The following is a 17,311-nucleotide window of genomic DNA, read 5'->3' as shown; positions in this document are numbered from 1 at the left end:
CCATGACAACGTTTCATTCATTAACAGTGGCAAAAGTGGAACCCGAAACCCGCGATGCGGTGACCATCACCTTTGCGGTGCCGCAGGCGCTGCAGGACGCCTACCGTTTCCGCCCCGGACAGCACCTGACGTTAAAAACGAAGCTTGACGGGGACGAGCTGCGCCGCTGCTACTCCATCTGCCGGAGTACCGCCCCGGGTGAGATCAGCGTGGCGGTCAAAGCCATCGACGGCGGGCGTTTTTCCCGCTATGCCCGGGATGAGATCAAAGCGGGTATGGCCCTGGAGGTGATGGTTCCTCAGGGGCAGTTTGGCTACCAGCCCCGGGTTGAACGTGAAGGCCACTATCTGGCGATTGCGGCAGGCTCCGGGATCACCCCGATGCTGGCGATTATCTCCGCGACGCTGGCGACCGAACCCAACAGCCAGTTCACCCTGATCTACGGCAACCGCAGCAGCCAGAGCATGATGTTCCGCCAGGCGCTGGCGGACCTGAAGGACAAATACACGCAGCGACTTCAGTTGGTCTCCATCTTCAGCCAGGAGCGGCTGGACAGCGATCTGCTCTACGGCCGCATCGACGGGGAAAAGCTGCAGGCGCTGGCGAAAACCCTGATCAACTTCCGCCAGTACGACGAGGCGTTTATCTGCGGCCCGTCGGCGATGATGGACGACGCCGAAGCCGCGCTGAAAGCGCTGGGCATGCCGGACAAATCCATTCACCTTGAGCGCTTTAACACCCCGGGAACCACCGCTAAACGCGCGGTGCACGTCCAGGCGGAAGGACAGAAAGTAACCGTGCGCCAGGACGGGCGCGACCGTGAAATCACCCTGACGGCGGAGGATGAAAGCATCCTGGATGCCGCCCTGCGTCAGGGGGCAGATCTCCCGTATGCCTGCAAGGGCGGCGTGTGCGCCACCTGTAAATGCAAAGTGCTGCGCGGGAAGGTGGACATGGCGACCAACTACAGCCTGGAGCCGGACGAGCTGGCCGCCGGGTATGTGCTGAGCTGCCAGTCGCTGCCGTTAACCGCCGACGTGATTGTTGACTTCGACGCGAAGGGGATGGCATGAGCGAACTGATTGTTACCCGTCATGACCGCGTGCTGCAGCTGACGCTCAACCGTCCGGCGGCGCGCAACGCCCTCAACAACGCGCTGTTGACGCAGCTTGCTGAGCAGCTTGAGGCTGCCGCCGTGGATGCCGACATCACCGTCTGCGTGATTTACGGCAGCGAGCGCTGCTTTGCCGCCGGGGCCGATCTCAACGAAATGGCGGAGAAAGACCTGCCCGCCACCCTGAACGATATCCGTCCGCAGCTGTGGGCGCGCATTAACGCGTTCAACAAGCCGCTGATCGCCGCCGTGAACGGCTTCGCGCTGGGCGCGGGCTGCGAGCTGGCGCTGCTGTGCGACGTGGTCATTGCGGGCGATAACGCCCGCTTTGGCCTGCCGGAAATCACGCTGGGCATTATGCCCGGCGCGGGCGGCACCCAGCGTCTGATTCGCTGCGTCGGGAAATCCCTTGCCAGCAAAATGGTGCTGACTGGCGAGAGTATTACCGCAGAGCAGGCGTTGAGCGCCGGGCTGGTCAGCGACGTTTTCCCGGCAGCGCTGACGCTGGAGTATGCCCTGAAGCAGGCGGCGCTGATGGCGCGCCACTCTCCGCTGGCGCTGCAGGCGGCGAAACAGGCGCTGCGCCAGTCTCAGGAGGTGCCGCTCCAGGCCGGTCTGGCGCAGGAGCGCCAGCTGTTTACGCTGCTTTCTGCCACCGAAGACCGCCGGGAAGGCATCGACGCCTTTTTACAAAAACGCACCCCCGACTTTAAAGGACGCTAATTGTGGAATGTATTCTCAGTCATGTTGAGCAGGGCGTAATGACCATTACGCTGAACCGTCCGGAGCGTCTGAACAGCTTTAACGACGTGATGCACCAGCAGCTTGCCGAGTGCCTGAAACAGGCCGAGCGGGATGACACCGTTCGCTGTCTGCTGATCACCGGAGCCGGACGCGGCTTTTGCGCCGGTCAGGATCTGAACGACCGCAACGTCGACCCCAACGGCCCGGCGCCGGATCTGGGGATGTCCGTTGAAACTTTCTATAACCCGCTGGTGCGCCGCCTGGCAAAGCTGCCGAAACCGGTCATCTGTGCCGTTAACGGCGTGGCGGCCGGTGCGGGCGCAACGCTTGCGTTGGGGTGTGACATGGTCATTGCCGCTCGTTCCGCCAACTTCGTAATGGCCTTCAGCAAGCTCGGGCTGGTACCGGACTGCGGCGGCACCTGGCTGCTGCCGCGCGTGGCCGGACGAGCACGCGCCATGGGGCTGGCGCTGCTCGGCGACAAACTCAGCGCCGAACAGGCGCAGGCGTGGGGGATGATCTGGCAGGTGGTGGATGACGAACAGCTCTCCACCACGGCGCAGCAGATGGCGCTGCATTTTGCCTCTCAACCGACCTTCGGGCTGGGGCTGATCAAGCAGGCCATCAATGCCGCAGAAACCAATACCCTAGACGCCCAGCTCGATCTGGAGCGCGACTATCAGCGTCTGGCCGGGCGCAGCGACGATTACCGCGAGGGCGTCAGCGCCTTCCTGGCGAAGCGCGCGCCGAACTTTACGGGGAAATAAGATGCTGAACATACGCACTGTCGCCGTGATTGGCAGCGGCACGATGGGCGGAGGCATTGCCGAAGTGGCGGCAAGCCACGGTCATCAGGTTCTGATTTATGACATTTCTGCCGACGCCATTTCCCGCGCGATTGACGGCATTCGTCAACGCCTCGCGTCCCGGGTAACGCGCGGAAAGCTTTCTGCGGACGCGAGCGGACAGATCCTCGCCCGACTGGTTCCGGTGACGGATATCGATGCGCTCGCATCGGCAGATTTGGTTATTGAAGCGGCCTCCGAACGCCTTGACGTCAAAAAAACGCTGTTTGCGAAACTGGCGGAAGTCTGCCCGCCGCAGACGCTGTTGACCAGTAACACCTCCTCTATCTCCGTCACGGCGATTGCGGCGGACATCCACCATCCGGAGCGCGTTGCAGGGCTGCATTTCTTTAACCCGGCACCGGTGATGAAGCTGGTGGAGGTGGTCAGCGGGCTGGCGACCTCTCCGGAAGTGGCCGACGCGCTGTGCGAGCTGGCGCTGAACTGGGGCAAACAGCCCGTTCGCTGCCAGTCAACGCCGGGGTTCATCGTCAACCGCGTCGCGCGTCCGTTCTATTCCGAAGCCTGGCGCGCGCTGGAAGAGCAGGTCGCCCCGCCGGAGGTGATTGATGCCGCCCTGCGCGAAGGCGGCGGTTTCCCGATGGGGCCGCTGGAGCTGACCGACATGATTGGTCAGGACGTGAACTTTGCGGTGACCTGCTCGGTATTTAACGCCTTCTGGCAGGAGCGTCGTTTTCTGCCTTCGCTGGTCCAGCAGGAGCTGGTGCTGGCAGGGCGGCTGGGCAAAAAGAGCGGGAAGGGCGTCTACAACTGGCAGGGTGACAAACCCGAGGTGCGATGGATGGCAGCCGTGAACGACAGCTACAGCCCGATGCGCGTTGAAAAAAGACGTGACGGTGTCACCGAAATTGATGATGTGTATCTGATTGAAACGCAGGGGGAAACCGCTCAGGCGCTGGCGCTGCGGCTCAGCGGCCCGGTGGTGGTGGTCGACCGCATTGAACGCGATGTGGCGGTGATTGCCGCGGCGGCAAGCAACCCGCATACCGCGACGCAAAAAGCCATCCGCTACCTGCAACAGCAGGGTAACCGGGTGGTGCAAATTGCCGATTATCCCGGCCTGTTGGTCTGGCGGACGCTGGCAATGATTGCCAACGAAGCGCTGGATGCCCTGCAAAAAGGGGTCGCCAGCGAGAAGGACATCGATACCGCCATGCGCCTGGGCGTGAACTACCCGAGCGGGCCGATCGCCTGGGGCGAGCGTCTGGGCTGGCAGCGCCTGCTGACGCTGCTGGAGAACCTGCAGCGCCATTACGGCGAAGAGCGCTATCGCCCCTGTTCACTGCTGCGCCAGCGCGCGCTTCTGGAGAGTAGCTATGAGTCTTAACGCCTGGCATAACGCCCGCGCAATGTACGAACGGGACGCCTGCGCGCAGGCGATGGGGATAGACATTGTCGAGATGGACGAGGGCTACGCGGTGGTGACCATGACCATCACTCCGCAGATGCTTAACGGCCACAAAACCTGCCACGGTGGGCAGCTTTTTTCGTTGGCAGACACTGCCTTTGCCTACGCCTGCAACAGCCAGGGGCTGGCGGCGGTAGCCTCAGGCTGCTCGATTGATTTTCTGCGTCCGGGCTTTGCCGGGGACACGCTCACCGCCACCGCGCGCGTGATGCATCAGGGCAAGCTGACCGGCGTGTATGACATTGAAATCCAGAACCAACAACAGAAAACCGTCGCCCTTTTTCGCGGAAAATCTCACCGCATCGGCGGCAGCGTGACAGGAGAGGCAGATGCGTGACGCATTTATTTGTGATGGCGTTCGAACCCCTGTGGGGCGCTACGGCGGCTCGCTTTCTGCGGTAAGAACCGACGATCTCGGCGCCGTGCCGCTGCGCGCGCTGCTGGCCCGCTATCCGCAGCTCGACCTCGAGCGGATTGACGATGTGATTTTCGGCTGCGCCAACCAGGCAGGGGAAGATAACCGCAACGTCGCGCGCATGTCGTCCCTGCTCGCCGGACTGCCGCAGACGGTGTCCGGAACCACCCTTAACCGCCTGTGCGGGTCGGGGCTGGACGCGATTGGTTTTGCGGCGCGCGCCATTAAGGCGGGCGATGGCGACCTGCTGATCGCGGGCGGCGTGGAGTCGATGTCCCGCGCGCCGTTTGTGATGGGCAAAGCCACCGCCGCGTTTCAGCGTCAGGCGGAGATCTTTGATACCACCATCGGCTGGCGATTTGTGAATCCGCTCATGCATCAGCAATTCGGAACTGACAGTATGCCGGAAACGGCAGAGAATGTAGCTGAATTGTTAAATATCAGCCGTGCCGATCAGGACGCGTTCGCGCTGCGCAGCCAGCAGCGTACCGCACAGGCGCAGCAGAACGGCATTCTGGCGCAGGAGATTGTGCCGGTGCGGGTGCCGGGCAAAAAAGGGGCGGTCACCGAGTTTAACGTGGATGAACACCCGCGCGCGGACACCACGCTCGAGCAGCTTGCCGGTCTGAAAACGCCGTTCCGTAAGAACGGGGTGGTTACGGCGGGAAATGCCTCCGGCGTCAACGACGGCGCGGCGGCGCTGATTGTCTCCAGCGAGAAGATGGCGCTGGCGCAGGGGTTAGTCCCGCGTACGCGGATCGTGGCGATGGCAACGGCGGGCGTGGAGCCACGTCTGATGGGGCTCGGCCCGGTACCCGCCACCCGCAAGGTGCTGGAGCGCGCCGGGCTCAGTATTAACGATATGGACGTGATCGAGCTTAACGAAGCGTTCGCCTCGCAGGCGCTGGGCGTGCTGCGTCAGCTAGGCCTGCCGGATGATGCCGCGCATGTTAACCCGAACGGTGGCGGGATTGCGCTGGGCCACCCGCTGGGGATGAGCGGTGCCAGACTGGCGCTGGCCGCGAGCAATGAACTGCACCGACGCGGCGGGCGCTACGCGCTGTGTACGATGTGCATCGGTGTGGGTCAGGGCATTGCCATGATCCTTGAGCGTGTTTGAGCATAAAAACAATGTGAGTACCCTACAATGACAAATACAACAAAGCTTGATCCGATTGAAACGGCCTCCCTTGACGAGCTACAGGCGCTGCAGACCGCGCGTCTGAAATGGACGCTGCATCACGCCTACAACAACGTGCCGATGTACAAACGCAAGTTTGACGCCGCGGGCGTTCACCCTGACGATTTCAACGAGCTGGCGGATATCCGCAAATTCCCGTGCACCACCAAGCAGGACCTGCGGGATAACTATCCGTTCGATACCTTTGCCGTGCCGATGGAGCAGGTGGTGCGCATTCACGCGTCATCCGGCACCACCGGCAAACCGACCGTGGTGGGCTACACGCAGGGCGATATCGACAACTGGGCTAATCTGGTGGCCCGCTCCCTGCGCGCCGCGGGCGGCAGCGCGAAGGACAAAATTCACGTGGCGTATGGCTATGGCCTGTTTACCGGTGGGCTGGGGGCGCACTACGGCGCCGAGCGTTTAGGGGCGACGGTGATCCCGATGTCCGGCGGCCAGACGGAGAAACAGGCGCAGCTGATCCGTGATTTCCAGCCGGACATGATCATGGTGACGCCGTCCTACTGCCTTAACCTGATTGAAGAGCTGGAGCGCCAGATGGGCGGCGATGCCAGCGGCTGTTCCCTGCGCGTGGGCGTCTTCGGCGCCGAGCCGTGGACGCAGGCCATGCGTCGCGAAATCGAAAAACGCTTAGGCATTACGGCGCTGGATATTTATGGCCTCTCCGAGGTAATGGGGCCGGGCGTGGCGATGGAGTGTATCGAAACTGCCGACGGGCCAACCATCTGGGAAGATCACTTCTACCCGGAGATCGTCAACCCGAACGACGGCACGCCGCTGGATGACGGTCAGCAGGGCGAACTGCTGTTCACCACCCTGACCAAAGAGGCGCTGCCGGTGATCCGCTACCGCACCCGCGACCTGACTCGCCTGCTCCCGGCAACCGCGCGCAGCATGCGTCGTATGGACCGGATCAGCGGTCGCAGTGACGATATGCTGATCATCCGCGGCGTCAACGTCTTCCCGTCGCAGCTGGAAGAGGAGATCGTGAAGTTCGAACACCTTTCTCCGCACTACCAGCTGGAGGTGAACCGCCGCGGGCATCTTGATTCACTTTCGGTGAAGGTCGAGCTAAAAGAGAGCAGCTTAATCCTGACGCACGAGCAGCGTTGCCAGGTGTGCCACCAGCTGCGCCACCGCATTAAGTCGATGGTGGGGATTTCCACCGACGTGACGATCGTGAACTGCGGCAGCATCCCGCGCTCGGAGGGGAAAGCCTGCCGGGTGTTTGATTTGCGTAAAGTTGCGGCCAACGGTTGAATCTCCCTCACCCCAGCCCTCTCCCAAAGGGAGAGGGTGTAAAAAGTTCCCTCTCCCTTTGGGAGAGGGTTAGGGTGAGGGTCGATCCCAGATTCGTATGCTATGATTCATCCAGGACAAAAATAACAAAAGAATGAATCACATGAATAAACTCGACGCCTTTATCCAGCACGCGGTTAGCTCCGTTCCCGTTAGCGGGACCTCGCTTATCTCTTCGTTATACGGTGACGCGCTTTCCCATCGCGGCGGTGAGATTTGGCTCGGCAGCCTTGCCGCCCTGCTGGAAGGCATGGGGTTTGGCGAGCGCTTCGTGCGCACCGCGCTGTTTCGCCTCAATAAAGAGGGCTGGCTGGACGTTTCCCGCATCGGGCGTCGCAGCTTTTACCGCCTGAGCGATAAAGGGCTGCGTCTGACGCGTCGCGCGGAGAATAAGATCTACCGCGCGGAACTGCCTGCCTGGGATGGAAAATGGTTATTGCTGCTTTCCGAAGGGCTGGATAAAACCACCCTTGCCGACGTCAAAAAACAGCTGATCTGGCAGGGGTTTGGCACGCTGGCACCGAGCCTGATGGCCTCGCCGTCACAGCATCTGGCCGACGTACAATCGCTACTGCATGATGCCGGGGTGGCGGAAAACGTGATTTTCTTTGAAGCCCACTCGCCGCTGGCGCTTTCGCGCGCGGCGCTGCGTTCGCGAGTGGAAGAGTGCTGGCAGCTCACTGAGCAAAACGCAATGTACGAGACGTTCATCGATTCATTCCGCCCGCTGCTGCCGCTGCTGAAAGAGGCCGCGCCGGAGGAGCTGACGCCGGAACGCTGCTTCCAGATCCAATTGCTGCTGATTCACTTTTATCGTCGTGTGGTGCTGAAAGACCCGCTGTTGCCGGAAGAGTTACTGCCCGCGCACTGGGCGGGTCAAAGCGCCCGACAGCTTTGCATCAATATCTACCAGCGCGTCGCGCCGGGGGCGCTGGCGTTTGTCAGCGAAAAAGGCGAAACCTCGGTTGGGGAACTGCCCGTGCCCGGCACGCTTTACTATCAACGTTTTGGTGGTCTGAATACTGCGTAAGGAGAGGGTATGCCTGTTTATCAAATTGACGGTCTGACGCCGGTCGTGCCGGACGAGAGCTACGTTCACCCAACGGCGGTACTGATTGGCGACGTGATTCTGGGCAAAGGCGTTTATGTTGGCCCTAACGCCAGCCTGCGCGGCGATTTTGGCCGCATCGTAGTGAAAGACGGGGCAAACATTCAGGATAACTGCGTGATGCACGGCTTCCCGGAGCAGGACACGGTGGTGGAAGAGGACGGGCATATCGGCCACAGCGCCATTCTGCACGGCTGCATTATCCGCCGCAATGCGCTAGTGGGCATGAACGCGGTGGTGATGGACGGCGCGGTCATCGGTGAAAACAGCATCGTCGGCGCGGCGGCGTTCGTGAAGGCGAAAGCGGAGATGCCCGCCAACCATTTGATTATCGGCAGCCCGGCCAAAGCGATTCGTGAACTGAGCGAGCAGGAGCTGGCATGGAAGCAGCAGGGCACGCGGGAGTATCAGGTGCTGGTGGAGCGCTGCAAGTTGACGATGCATCAGGTAGAGCCGCTGCGCGAGGAAGAGCCTGACCGAAAACGGCTGGCGTTTGATGAGAATTTAAGGCCAAAGTCGGCGGGGACGCCAGTATGACTCATTTTCATCAGCTTACCGCCACCCGTCTGGATGGTCACCTTGTCTCAATGGCCGACTATGCGGGAAAAGTGGTTTTGGTCGTGAATACCGCCAGCCAGTGTGGTTTTACGCCACAGTACGCCGGCCTCGAAGCGCTATATAAGAAATACGCCGAACAAGGTTTAGTGGTGCTTTGCTTCCCCTGCAACCAGTTCGGTAAACAGGAACCCAGCGGCGCTGATGAAATCTCAAAGACTTGTCACATTAACTACGGCGTGAGCTTCCCGATGTTCGAGAAAGTCGAGGTTAACGGTAGCGCAGCGCACCCGCTGTTTCGTTATCTGACAAACGAACTGCCCGGCGTGCTGGGCGGGCGAATTAAGTGGAACTTTACGAAGTTCCTGATCGGACGCAACGGGGAACCTCTCAAGCGCTTTGCACCGATGACAAAGCCCGAGAAAATGGAAGCAGCGATTCTGGCTGCCCTGGAAAGCTAAGAAACTTCGTTTTTAGCAGCCTGATGGATTTTAAGGGGCCACAGACTGCTGACACCGTGCGATTTGTGAGTTTCACCCGGTGCGAAATGTAGGCCGGGTAAGCGCAGCGCCACCCGGCAAAAAGACGGTTAAAATATTGATGGCGGGGTTTGTCATCATACCCAGGCCCCGAGAAGAGCCTGGTTGCTTTAAGGTCTGGATTAGAAGCGATATTGCAGACCCGCTGTAATGGTATAGTTATGGTTAGAAATACCCGCAGCGTCCCCGCCAATAGAGCCGGAGTCACCAGTATTGGTATCAATAATCTGCGTACCGCCTTTACCTTCTTCGTAACTGCTATAGGTAAATTCAGCAAAAACTTTGGCGTGCGGAGTCACATAATATCCGGCATCAACGGATGCGCCATAATAACGGGAATCCGTTGTCTTCTCGCGGAAGGTTAAATCGCGCATGTAGTGCTCGTCGTTATCATGCGCGCGGACCCAGTCACTGAATTTAAACAGGGCATTAAATTCAAAGTCATTAAAACGGTACTGTCCTGCAAGGCCAATATACGGCATGGAGAAACGCTGGCTATAACCAATCCCGCGTTCGCCTGCCGGGAAGTTCCCCTGATAGGCGCCGTTATCGTAATTGTAAGAACCCCCGGTCGCCGTCCAGCTGAAGCGGGTTTCCTGATAACCTGCGGTGACGCCCGCTTTATAGTTATCGCCCTGGAAGATCCAGCCTTTTACGTTGAGATCGTATTCATTGGCATAGTTAACGTTCGTCGAAGGATGGCTTGAATGGTCTGTCCAGGAGGATTGTTTTGCATTCATCCAGTCATAGTCGTCCATATGACCTGAGCCTGATGCCAGGGACGTCCAGCCGCGGGCGTTCAGCGTCAAAAATGAGTATGCATCCCAGGAAATATCGCCTTTCAGAATAGCGACATTTTTTATTTTCCAGTCCAGTTGGCTAATTTTTCTTCCGGTGACTTCGTCATAAACCATCTCGTGGGATTTTCCGCTCAGCATCCCGGCAGAGGCTGAAACCGTTAAACTTTCCGGTGAAAAATTCGGTGTGACTTGTGCGGTGCCTGCATATACTGCCCCTGAAAACGCGGCCATCATCATTCCCGCAACAATATTTCTTGTCATTTTTATTTCCCTAAAACAAATTAATCAATGAGTTGCAGGGAAATATTAAAAGTCATACAAATAAGAATCAACTGCCAGGTTTGGTAATTTTTTATAATTTGACGTAAGGAGCGATATTTAACTTTGGGCCGCCTGAAGGAGGCGGCCGCTAATATTTAAATCATTACTTGCTCGGTGCAAAATAGCATTAAGTTGATTCACTGTAACCGGCGGCACAATAAATTCCGTTTACCCACGCAGCCACGGCGTGATCGTTAGTCCTGTCAGCAGGCCCTCCGGGCTGAGCAGGCGAGTAACGGTCTGTCCCCATGGTTCGATGCGGTTAGTCACCAGCAGGCGATAGCCTTTTTCACTCAGAATGCGGGTAGCCGAATCCAGGTCCTGCACCTCGTATTCAATCCATCCCTGCGGTATCGGGTATTCAGAGGGCCACTGCGCTTCGCCAAAACAGGAGGTTGCCGCCTGCGAGAGCGGCCAGACGGCAAAATGCTTCGCGCCTGGCAACTGGCTCTCTTCAGTGAGCAGATAGTCGGCATTTCCTTCCATCGGCTTCAGCGGTAAACCGAGCGTCTGGACATAAAACGCGGTGCTGGCGTCGTTGCTCTGCGAAACAGGCCCGAAGCCAGCGATAAATAAGACCTCAATTCCCGGTAACGTCTGCGGCATATCCACTCCTTAATGGGTTGAAACTCCAGAATTTATAGTATGGTTCTCAAAACGGGTACCGCATTCACCGCACCTGCGCTTTCACGACGGGTTTAAACTTCAGCGCGATGACGATCAGCAGGATAACACCCGCACTCATGACCAGCCATGCGCTGGTCAGTGAAACTGCGCTGTCGCGAACGATCCCCGCAATTAACGGCATTAGCGCGGCAATCATATATCCACCTCCCTGAACTTTAGACAATAGCTTCCCGGCCTGCGCGGGCGTGCGGGCGTGATCGAAGGTGACGATGAGCGACAGCGGGAAGAGGGCGCCGATCCCAGTGCCAAGCAGCAACGTGGATAACACCGGCGTTGTACCCGGCGAAAAGACCAGACACAGTAATCCCGCCAGCAGCAGCAACAATACGGCGATCAGCGGCACGCGACGGTCGGGGAATTTACCGATCAGCGCGGAGACGGCAAACCCAGCGACAACCTCAGTTAACGTCAGCCAGGCCAGCATATAGCCGCTGCTGCGTGCGGACCATCCCGCCTGAATATAGAGCGGAGGCAGCCAGGCCAATACCAGCGTATAGGCTCCTGTTCCTATGCCGAAAAAGAGCAACAGTAGCCCCGTGCGAGAGGACGAGAGCGGAACGGTTTCGTGTGCTGTTTTTTCCCCTTGTGGGTGCTTAACCAGAGTCAACCACAGTATCAGCGCCAGCAGCGCTAACAGCCCGGCCATGGCCAGCGCGGGTTTCAGCGTGAGCCATGAAAACAACGGCTCGGCGCTGGCGGCGGCGACTGCCGCACCGGCCATAATGCCCGTGCTGAATAGCGACATGATCGTACTGGCCATTTGCGTATATTCCTTTTTAATCATGGCAGGCATTAACGCCTGGATCGTGCCTATGCTGGCCCCGCCCAGTAACGCGGTGCACATAAGGCTCGCTGGTGAGGCGCTAAAACCGCGCAATAAACAGGCCACAAGCAGGATGAGGAGCCCGAACATAATTCCCCGCACGGCACCGACTCTGGCTAAAAGCCAGGGCCCACATAAGGCGGCCAGTCCCATCATCGCGACCGGCAGGGTGGTCAGCAGGCTGAATTGCGTAGCAGTTAGCCCCGCTTCGCGCTGCAGCACGGAAAACAACGGTCCGACAGAAGCCAGAATAGGGCGCAGGTTCAGCCCAACGATAAAAGCGATAATGGCGAAGAGTAATGGCGACGTGCGTTTCAACAGGGAATCCTTTTCAGTTGTGAATGGCTCTGGCAAATTGCCGCAAGCATTTATCTTAACGTTAAGATAAAATGTGTTTTTGTGTAAGATGTACCGCACAACAGGATAAATACCCACGCCATCAGGGGTGAAAATGAAAGACCATGTAGACTTCGTTGTCGACCAGTGGAGCCGCGCCATGCCGGAGCTGGACGCCTCGTCGATGAAAATTTTTGGCCGAATGCTTCGGCTGATGAAGCATCTGGGAAAAGAATGGGCGCAGGCCATGGCGCAGTTTGGTTTTCGCGAGGGCGAGTTTGACGTGCTCGCCACGCTGCGTCGCGCCGGAGAGCCGTACTGCCTTTCGCCCACGCAGCTGTATAAATCGCTGTTGATCACGTCAGGGGCGATGACGAACCGGCTCAGCCATCTCGAACAGCAAGGGCTTATCAGGCGCATTGCCGATCCGGACGATAAGCGCAGCACCCTCGTAAGCCTGACACCGCACGGGCAAGAGCTGATCGAAGAGGCGCTGATCGTGCATACACAAACGCAAAATGCGCTGCTGAGCAGCTTATCTGACGCGCAGCGCGCGCAGCTTGAGTCCCTGCTCAGGGAGCTGCTGCTGACGTTTCCGCCCGAGGGTCTGGGTGACAAGTCACAGAGTGCCGATAAAACAGAAACTGCATAGCCAAACCTCACAGAAAGGGAACGTATGTCTTTACCACCACTGTATGCCCTGCGCGCCTTTGAAGTTGCCGCGCGGCTGAACTCCTTCAGCAAAGCGGCTGAGGCACTGAATATCACGCCGGGTGCGGTCAGCAGGCATGTCCGGACGCTTGAAATGTGGTTCGACTGCGAGCTGTTTAAACGGCAAGGGCCGAGAGTTGAAGTCAGTGAGGCCGGGCGTATTCTGGCCGGACAGCTTAGCGAAAGTTTCTCGAACATCGAGTGGGCCTGCCGCGCGTTCAGAAGTGAAAATCACCTTCTGCGCCTCAAGGCTCCCAGCACCCTGACGATGAGATGGCTTCTTAACGTCCTGAAATCGTTTCGTGAAAACCATGCGAAACCGAAAGTAGAAATTGCCAGCGTCTGGATGGACTTCGACACCGTTGACTTCAGCCGTGAGCCCTACGATTGCGCGATCCTCCTCGGTAATGGCTATTTCGGCGAGTCAACAGAAAGCAGGCTGCTCTTCAGCGAATGGCTCATTCCGGTTTGTACCCCGTCTTTGCTTGAATCTGCCCGGCATCAGCTACCGCAGTGCGAGCTTATTCACCCCTCTCCGGACAGACGGGACTGGCGGCGCTGGCTGAAAAGAACGGGACTATTTCCCGGTCTCGACATGAGCGGCGGGATTGTGTTCGACACCCTTGAGCAGGGAAGTCTCGCCGCCATGCACGGGCACGGCGTGGCGATGGCCGATCTCCGGCTCACGCTGGAAGCGCTGAAAAGCGGCCTGCTCGCGCTACCTTTCAGGGAGGCGATTGCAACAGGGGATGGCTACTACCTCGTCTGGCCGAAAAATTCGCTCAGAAGACAGAGTATTGAGCGTCTGCTGGCCTGGCTAAACCTGAACTCGCCGGTAGTGCCTTCTCTGGATATCGTCTGTCTTGAGTACGATGAAAAACGGCTTTCTTAAATTAAGCAGGATATTCCTGACGAGATATCCCGCATAGTTAATGCCTTTATGCGTAGGGGATATTTGCCATCTTCTTATATCTTTCCGGCAGGGCGCTATTCAGGTTGAGTAATTTATCCAGAATATAAAGCGCAGGCGTACCCTTTGCGCGCTCTGCATCGATCAGCGCCTCGCGCAATACATTGGCAGCCGCGGTCATTTTATGGAAGTACGCTTCTGATTCAGGCGTCTGCGCTTCGCCTGACGTGGCGTACCGCACCTGGGGCCACTCGGCGAAGTCAAGCAGGGGAAGCGTTCCATCTTCTTTTGGTAAATGGGCAGCGAGCAGCACCTCGGCGTTACCCGGATTGCTTTGGGCGAAAGACAGGAGATGCAGCCGATGTATAAAAGGGGAAAGCGCATCTGAACGATGGTTTTCTGACGAAAGTAACGTTATTAGCTCAGGTATATTTTCATCTACGGTGTTTTTTTCTGGTGAAAGAATTTCCATTAAATGAAATAAAACATCGAGTGTCATAGGTGCTCCATATACGCACATTATTATTTATTGTTTTAACGTCGCTATCTACATATCGACAGCACTATACCAGGGGTGAGTGGATGGTATTTCATCGCGATAGCGGTTGAAAAACGATAAATAGTGGGCGTCAATGTGAGTTTTACTCAACATAGAATTTTATATCCTATGCTTTCCTTAGAGTCTGATGATTGCTGGCAGTAAATGCATGTTAACTGCACCGACGTCTGGAGGCTCGTAGCAGCATCGGTATGCCGCAATAACTGCCAGAGGATGACTAATAGCATAAAGCGTGATTGAAATACTCGAGGTAATTAAATGTAATATTCATGATGATTGTTTTGTGATTGATATGTATTTAATTGATGAATATGAACCAAAAGTGCTGAATAAATCTGGTTAACTCGTATTCATAGTAGAATTGCTTTTTTTTTAACGGGAAGGGAAAGGGATTTCTTTATGAGTAATCAATTCGCTAATTACCGGAGCGTAACGCATGGGTTACCGTACCGATAATTTTGGCCGGGGGCAGGCGCTTGAGAATGATAAAACTACTACCGGTGCCAGGTGTATTGCGTCCATTACGGACAGCACCGAATTTGGGCGCAGAATTCTCAGGGTAGGTGATAAAACTACCCCCTGTCCCAAATGTGGCAAGCAGGGCGTGATTGTATCAGGTGAGGAACGGGTAACATTTCACGGGGTGCCCGTGGCCGTCCATGGTTCAAAAGTGCACTGTGATTGTCCGCCGGGTACGAACCGGGTGATTGCCCCGGCAGGTCAGTGGCTGGGGCGCGGACGAGACCCGGTTGACGTTGCCAGGGAAGAACACGCCGCCAGGCTGGCAGCAGAAAAGCAGGCCGAAGAAAAACGCAGAGAGGAGGAAAGGGAGCGCAACCGGGTATTCGCAAAATCCTGCCTGCGCGGCGAGGGCTGCAATGATGCCGGTGACCAGCGTGAACCTCACACCAATTTTGCTGATATGGCATTTTTTCAGGCCTTGCCCGCCAGCGACCCGATAACCGATTCAGACACCCCGCAGCACGCGCAGACTGTCAGAAAGAAAAAACCAGACGATATCCCCAAACCGAAGAAGCGCAGCGCCCTTTATCGCTGGTGGAACGGTAACCATGAGGAGATGGATTATCAGGCCGCCGTAGCTGCCGCGGCTGCAGCTACCCGCGCGCAGGCGGCCACGGCAGGCGCAAGCCTGCTGGAGCTGATAGGCGGCAGGGCGCTGACCTACGGCACCTGGGCGGTGCGCAGTGCCGCCGGGCTGGGCGAGGTAGCCGCCGCCGGAGCAGGTGCTCCCGTGGCCGGGCTGCTGGTGGGAATGATGCCTGGCAGGCTGAACGACGGCGAACAGGACTTTATTGACCGTATGCGCCTGGCGCAGATGCGTGAAGCCCCGAGCAGTGTCCGCTATACGTGGGAGAACGACAGCAGGGGGAACCCGGTGCCGCATGGATGGCACACGCCACCCGGCCGGGACAGCGTGCGCGTCAGAAGAATGGAGTACGACAGCAGGTCGCAGGCGTACACGTTCACCACGGAAGAAGACCCGCGCATCACCATTGTGTGGACGCCTGACCGGACAGACGAGAAAACGCCGTGGAATACCGGCAACCAGGCGCGGCCGGTGCTGCCGAACCCGGTGGTTGTTGACCCGCTGCCCGATAATACCGGCATAACGGCGACCACCAGCCCGGCACCGGAGGAGAAGAGTTTTGCGGATTACATTCTGATCCTGCCGTTTCCTGACCTGCCGCCGATTTATATTTATCTGAGCAAACCGCCGGTGGAGCTTCTTGAGGTCGAGCTATACAGTGACTTTAAACGCCGTTCGCGGCAGGGGATGTATGAGGCGGATCACATGCCGTCTGCTGCTGCGGTACGATCTGCATTATTGCGTGAAAATCCCCGCCTCAGTAAAAATTTGGTGGATGAAATGGTTCAGGACGTAGCAGCTATTATAGTTCCAAAAGAAATTCATCAAAAATTGAGTGAGACTTATGGTGGTCGCAATACGCCAGTACAAATTGAACTGGACTCAAACAACCTCCGTGCGGCAGTGGATCGTAATCTGGATGCAATCAGGCCAGCACTTAAAGCAAATGGTGCAACAGAAAACCAGATAGAAGCGGCAAGGGCTAAAATGCACGAATTGAATCGTAATGTGGGGTTATACGAATGACAGTGAATGTTGAAGCGTTAATTTATAGCTTAGGTAAATCTTATCAAGACTTGGTTGACGTAGAGCTAATACCATACAAAACCCCTCCAACAGGTTTTTCCGGTGACCCTGATCTAAGCCTGAATATGGCGCAGGAGGGGATATACTTATCATTCAGGCGTGAAGGTCATATTCTCCAGGAAATTACAGCAACCCTACTCCGACCTGAAATCAAAGGCTGGCATTTTCCTAATGAGCTGCCGTTCGGGCTCCAGAGCGAAATGTCACGCCGATGGGTTCATGAACATATCGGAGAGCCGTTAAGAAGTTCACCACCAAAAACTATTATGAGGCGTGCTTTGGGATGGGCTGATCTTTTTAATGCAGTAGCCGGAGACCTCCCAGTGAGTATGCAGATTGATTTTGACGTAATCGACAATGCCGTATCAGTGACGTTTATGCCAACGTCAGAACTTCGCTGGTAACATCGGAGATACTTACCACAACAAAACACCAGCCTGGATCCTTCGTCTTGGCTGGTGGAATCGCTCGATAGTTTTAAGTGTACAAATTAAATCTTTTGGTGGGCACCAATGAAAATGATGTACCCAAGCGTGTACACATTGATTAATGCGTATGTAAAAATTCATATAAAACAATAGTTTTCCATTTAATCATCTCTCACATTAAGAAAAGCAAATAACCATCATCAGGCCTCACTAAGTTTGATGCATTACCGAAACCCGCTAACCACGCGGGTTTTGTTGTCTGAGATAGCATAAAGAATCGCGGCCTCGTC

At 57.0% G+C, this 17,311-nt stretch carries 18 protein-coding genes; 14 read left to right on the top strand and 4 right to left on the bottom strand.

The annotated features are described in order from the left end of the window. Positions 1 to 2 precede the first annotated feature (2 nt). The 10 genes from paaE to HV355_RS13660 all read left to right on the top strand — a co-directional run bounded on the left by paaE (position 3) and on the right by HV355_RS13660 (position 9,174). A complete protein-coding gene (gene paaE, locus HV355_RS13705; RefSeq protein ID WP_182402287.1) occupies positions 3 to 1,073 on the top strand; it encodes a 1,2-phenylacetyl-CoA epoxidase subunit PaaE in 1,071 nt (356 codons plus the stop codon). Then, the gene (gene paaF, locus HV355_RS13700) at positions 1,070 to 1,837 is read left to right on the top strand and encodes a 2,3-dehydroadipyl-CoA hydratase PaaF (protein WP_182402285.1); all 768 of its coding nucleotides are present in this window, start codon (positions 1,070 to 1,072) and stop codon (positions 1,835 to 1,837) included. The genes paaE and paaF overlap by 4 nt, the downstream gene beginning before the upstream one ends. Continuing rightward, positions 1,837 to 2,625, top strand: coding sequence for a 2-(1,2-epoxy-1,2-dihydrophenyl)acetyl-CoA isomerase PaaG (gene paaG / locus HV355_RS13695; protein ID WP_182402526.1), 789 nt, complete (start codon positions 1,837 to 1,839; stop codon positions 2,623 to 2,625). Before paaF ends, paaG begins: the two co-directional genes overlap by 1 nt. A 1-nt stretch (position 2,626) precedes the next feature. Beyond that, positions 2,627 to 4,051, top strand: a complete 1,425-nt coding sequence (gene paaH / locus HV355_RS13690; protein WP_182402282.1) for a 3-hydroxyacyl-CoA dehydrogenase PaaH — start codon at positions 2,627 to 2,629, stop codon at positions 4,049 to 4,051. Beyond that, positions 4,041 to 4,469 (top strand): hydroxyphenylacetyl-CoA thioesterase PaaI, encoded by a 429-nt coding sequence (gene paaI / locus HV355_RS13685; protein ID WP_182402280.1) that lies wholly within the window; start codon positions 4,041 to 4,043, stop codon positions 4,467 to 4,469. The genes paaH and paaI overlap by 11 nt, the downstream gene beginning before the upstream one ends. Continuing rightward, positions 4,462 to 5,667 (top strand): 3-oxoadipyl-CoA thiolase, encoded by a 1,206-nt coding sequence (gene pcaF / locus HV355_RS13680; RefSeq protein WP_182402278.1) that lies wholly within the window; start codon positions 4,462 to 4,464, stop codon positions 5,665 to 5,667. Before paaI ends, pcaF begins: the two co-directional genes overlap by 8 nt. A 27-nt stretch (positions 5,668 to 5,694) precedes the next feature. Next, on the top strand, positions 5,695 to 7,011 hold the full coding sequence (gene paaK, locus HV355_RS13675; protein ID WP_174339483.1) for a phenylacetate--CoA ligase PaaK: 1,317 nt from the start codon (positions 5,695 to 5,697) through the stop codon (positions 7,009 to 7,011). A gap of 133 nt (positions 7,012 to 7,144) precedes the next feature. Next, positions 7,145 to 8,080 carry a phenylacetic acid degradation operon negative regulatory protein PaaX gene (gene paaX / locus HV355_RS13670; RefSeq protein WP_029485064.1) on the top strand — a complete coding sequence of 312 codons (936 nt, stop codon included), beginning with the start codon at positions 7,145 to 7,147 and terminating at the stop codon, positions 8,078 to 8,080. Positions 8,081 to 8,089: 9 nt separating this feature from the next. Then, a complete protein-coding gene (gene paaY, locus HV355_RS13665) occupies positions 8,090 to 8,695 on the top strand; it encodes a phenylacetic acid degradation protein PaaY (RefSeq protein ID WP_148399377.1) in 606 nt (201 codons plus the stop codon). Continuing rightward, a complete protein-coding gene (locus HV355_RS13660; protein WP_182402276.1) occupies positions 8,692 to 9,174 on the top strand; it encodes a glutathione peroxidase in 483 nt (160 codons plus the stop codon). Before paaY ends, HV355_RS13660 begins: the two co-directional genes overlap by 4 nt. A gap of 200 nt (positions 9,175 to 9,374) precedes the next feature. Here HV355_RS13660 and HV355_RS13655 read toward each other — a convergent pair whose 3' ends face one another. The 3 genes from HV355_RS13655 to HV355_RS13645 all read right to left on the bottom strand — a co-directional run bounded on the left by HV355_RS13655 (position 9,375) and on the right by HV355_RS13645 (position 12,201). After that, on the bottom strand, positions 9,375 to 10,313 hold the full coding sequence (locus HV355_RS13655; RefSeq protein WP_182402274.1) for an omptin family outer membrane protease: 939 nt from the start codon (positions 10,311 to 10,313) through the stop codon (positions 9,375 to 9,377). 228 nt (positions 10,314 to 10,541) lie between these two features. Beyond that, positions 10,542 to 10,979, bottom strand: coding sequence for a VOC family protein (locus HV355_RS13650; protein WP_148399373.1), 438 nt, complete (start codon positions 10,977 to 10,979; stop codon positions 10,542 to 10,544). 64 nt (positions 10,980 to 11,043) lie between these two features. Then, on the bottom strand, positions 11,044 to 12,201 hold the full coding sequence (locus tag HV355_RS13645) for an MFS transporter (RefSeq protein ID WP_182402272.1): 1,158 nt from the start codon (positions 12,199 to 12,201) through the stop codon (positions 11,044 to 11,046). A gap of 133 nt (positions 12,202 to 12,334) precedes the next feature. Between HV355_RS13645 and HV355_RS13640 the strand changes: the two genes are divergently transcribed. Further along, complete coding sequence (locus HV355_RS13640; RefSeq protein ID WP_182402270.1) at positions 12,335 to 12,871, top strand: MarR family transcriptional regulator; 537 nt, start codon at positions 12,335 to 12,337, stop codon at positions 12,869 to 12,871. A gap of 24 nt (positions 12,872 to 12,895) precedes the next feature. Next, entirely contained in the window at positions 12,896 to 13,822 is a 927-nt protein-coding gene (locus tag HV355_RS13635) for a LysR substrate-binding domain-containing protein (RefSeq protein WP_182402268.1), read from the top strand. Positions 13,823 to 13,868: 46 nt separating this feature from the next. On the opposite strand, the gene HV355_RS13630 is transcribed toward HV355_RS13635, so the two are convergent. After that, the gene (locus tag HV355_RS13630; RefSeq protein ID WP_182402266.1) at positions 13,869 to 14,339 is read right to left on the bottom strand and encodes a hypothetical protein; all 471 of its coding nucleotides are present in this window, start codon (positions 14,337 to 14,339) and stop codon (positions 13,869 to 13,871) included. Positions 14,340 to 14,835: 496 nt separating this feature from the next. Between HV355_RS13630 and HV355_RS13625 the strand changes: the two genes are divergently transcribed. Then, positions 14,836 to 16,533, top strand: coding sequence for an S-type pyocin domain-containing protein (locus tag HV355_RS13625; RefSeq protein ID WP_182402264.1), 1,698 nt, complete (start codon positions 14,836 to 14,838; stop codon positions 16,531 to 16,533). Next, positions 16,530 to 16,997: a DUF6392 family protein gene (locus HV355_RS13620; RefSeq protein WP_182402261.1), complete on the top strand. Its 468-nt coding sequence runs from the start codon at positions 16,530 to 16,532 to the stop codon at positions 16,995 to 16,997. Before HV355_RS13625 ends, HV355_RS13620 begins: the two co-directional genes overlap by 4 nt. Positions 16,998 to 17,311 lie beyond the last annotated feature (314 nt).

Origin of the sequence: Enterobacter sp. RHBSTW-01064 (assembly GCF_014103035.1) — a bacterium.
GTDB lineage: Bacteria > Pseudomonadota > Gammaproteobacteria > Enterobacterales > Enterobacteriaceae > Enterobacter > Enterobacter mori.
Note: the sequence above shows the minus strand (reverse complement) of the source record. Positions and strands in the feature narration are given on the sequence as shown.